We start from the raw sequence: 2148 nt of genomic DNA on the forward strand, positions 1-2148 counted from the left end.
CACCTTTCTTAATGGCAAGAACCGCATCAACAATCTTGTTCTCGAGAGCATACTTCAGCAGTGCCGTAACCGCGCCACCGCATTCGGCTTTCTCCAGAAGGCCGGAATCAGGGGTCCATGCATAGACCATATCGCCTTTTGCTACCATAGTACTCAGGCCTCCTCAATCTTTTCAATAGCCACAGCACAGTGCTTCAGCTCAGGCATCTTCGAGAGCGGATCAAGAGCGGTGTTGGTCAGTTTGTTGGCAGGAGCATCACCAAAGTGCATTGACATATACAGGACGCCAGGTGCAACATCGGTGCCGACACGGGCAATTGTATCGGTCTCACCACGACGGCTCCGTATGTGAATCTTCTCGCCATCTTTGATATTCAGCCGTTTGGCATCTTCCTCATTCATCTGGATAAAGCCTTCCGGAGCTTCATAATGGAGCACACTGCAGCGGTCGGTCTGCGTCCGGGTATGATAGTGGAAGATCAGACGGCCCGTCATCAGGGTGAACGGATACTCGGCATCAGCAACCTCGGCAGGCTCACGGTATTCAATACCGAAGAAGGTACCGAGCCCATCTGCTGAAGAGAACTTTTCACGGTGAAGGATTGGAGTGCCGGGGTGATCGTCTGCCGGGCAGGGCCAGTGAACTGATTCAGGTTTCTCCATCCGGGCATAGCTGATACCAGACATAGATGGAGTGACTCTCCGCACATCATTCCAGATATCCTCAGCGGATTTGAAATCAAAGCCGTGCAGACCGAGCTTCTCTGCGAGCATGACAAAGATCTCCCAGTCAGCTTTTGCATTGCCGGGCGGATCAACGGCTTTTCTCACACGGTTCACACGCCGTTCACCGCTTGTGAATGTCCCGTCCTTCTCGGCAAAGCTTGCACCCGGAAGAACCACATCTGCATATTCACAGGTTTCTGTCCAGAAGATATCCTGCACAACAAGGAAGTCAAGCTTTTCAAGCGAACGCATAACGTGGTTTGAGTCGGGATATGAAACAACAGGGTTGAGTGCAAAGATGTACATCGCCTTGATCGGATCCCCGCACTGCGTAATCTGTTCGGTGAGGGTTACTCCATACTCAGATGCAAGTCCGGTGACGCCCCAGAGCTCTTCCATCTTCTTCCGGATCGTATCATCTTCGCATTTCTGGTACCCGGAGAAGACATTTGGATATGCACCCATATCACAGGCACCCTGCACATTGTTCTGGCCACGAAGCGGGTTCACACCAACACCAGGACGGCCGATATTGCCGCAGAGCATCGAGAGGTTACCAAGAGAACGGACATTGTCAGTCCCGGTGGTTAACTCGGTGATACCAAGGCAGTAGATGATGACCGCATTCTTTGCAGCGGCATACTGAAGTGCAAGTTCCTTCACCGTCTCGGTTGGAACACCGGTGATATGCTCGACATCAGCATACTGCTCGACGGTCTTCTTCAGGTCCTCAAAGCCTTTTGTCCTCTTCTCGATGAATTCCTTGTCATGCTTACCCTCTTTGATGATCCAGTACATCATCGAGTTGATGAGGGCAATGTGAGTAGAGGGGTTGTATTGCAGCCAGGTATCTGCCAGACGGGCAGTCGGAGTAAACCGAGGATCAGCAACGATGATGGGGATTCCCTTCATTTTTGCCTGCGCAATACGACGGCCGGCAAGAGGATGGGCTTCCAGAGGGTTTGAGCCAATTAAAAAGATCAGATCCGAGTTCAGGACATCTTCAAACGGGTTTGTGGCTGCACCTGAACCAAATGAAAGGGATAAGCCGGCAACAGACGGACCATGGCAGATTCGGGCGCAGTTATCGATATTGTTCGTCTTGAACGCAACACGGGCCAGCTTCTGGAGCGCATAACACTCCTCGTTTGGGGTACGACACGAGACCTGGAAGCCAAGTGCCTTGGGACCACCCTTGTTATAGGCCTCAGTGAATTTCGAGGCAACCAGCTCAAGTGCCTCGTCCCAGCCGGCCTCGACAAATTTTCCGTCCTTTTTGATAAGGGGGCTTGTCAGGCGATCGGGGCTGTGCACAAACTCCCAACAGGAAATACCCTTTGGACAGAGTTTGCCTTCGTTGACGGGTGTTCGCTTATAAGGCTCAACACCGACAACCTTTCCGTTATTCACAACGAGGTTCAA

General features: G+C 52.0%; 2 protein-coding genes. Both read right to left on the reverse strand.

All coding sequences use genetic code 11. The features are described 5' to 3' along the window. The coding region (locus FTO68_RS11740; RefSeq protein ID WP_304364260.1) for a coenzyme F420 hydrogenase/dehydrogenase beta subunit N-terminal domain-containing protein at nucleotides 1-148 on the reverse strand (148 nt) is incomplete at its 3' end. 5 nt (nucleotides 149-153) lie between these two features. Continuing rightward, nucleotides 154-2148, reverse strand: a 1995-nt coding sequence (fdhF, locus tag FTO68_RS11745) for a formate dehydrogenase subunit alpha (protein ID WP_255333600.1), incomplete at its 5' end; no start/stop codon positions are given.

It is taken from the genome of Methanocalculus taiwanensis, from assembly GCF_024372745.1.
In the GTDB taxonomy this organism is placed as follows: Archaea; Halobacteriota; Methanomicrobia; order Methanomicrobiales; family Methanocorpusculaceae; genus Methanocalculus; species Methanocalculus taiwanensis.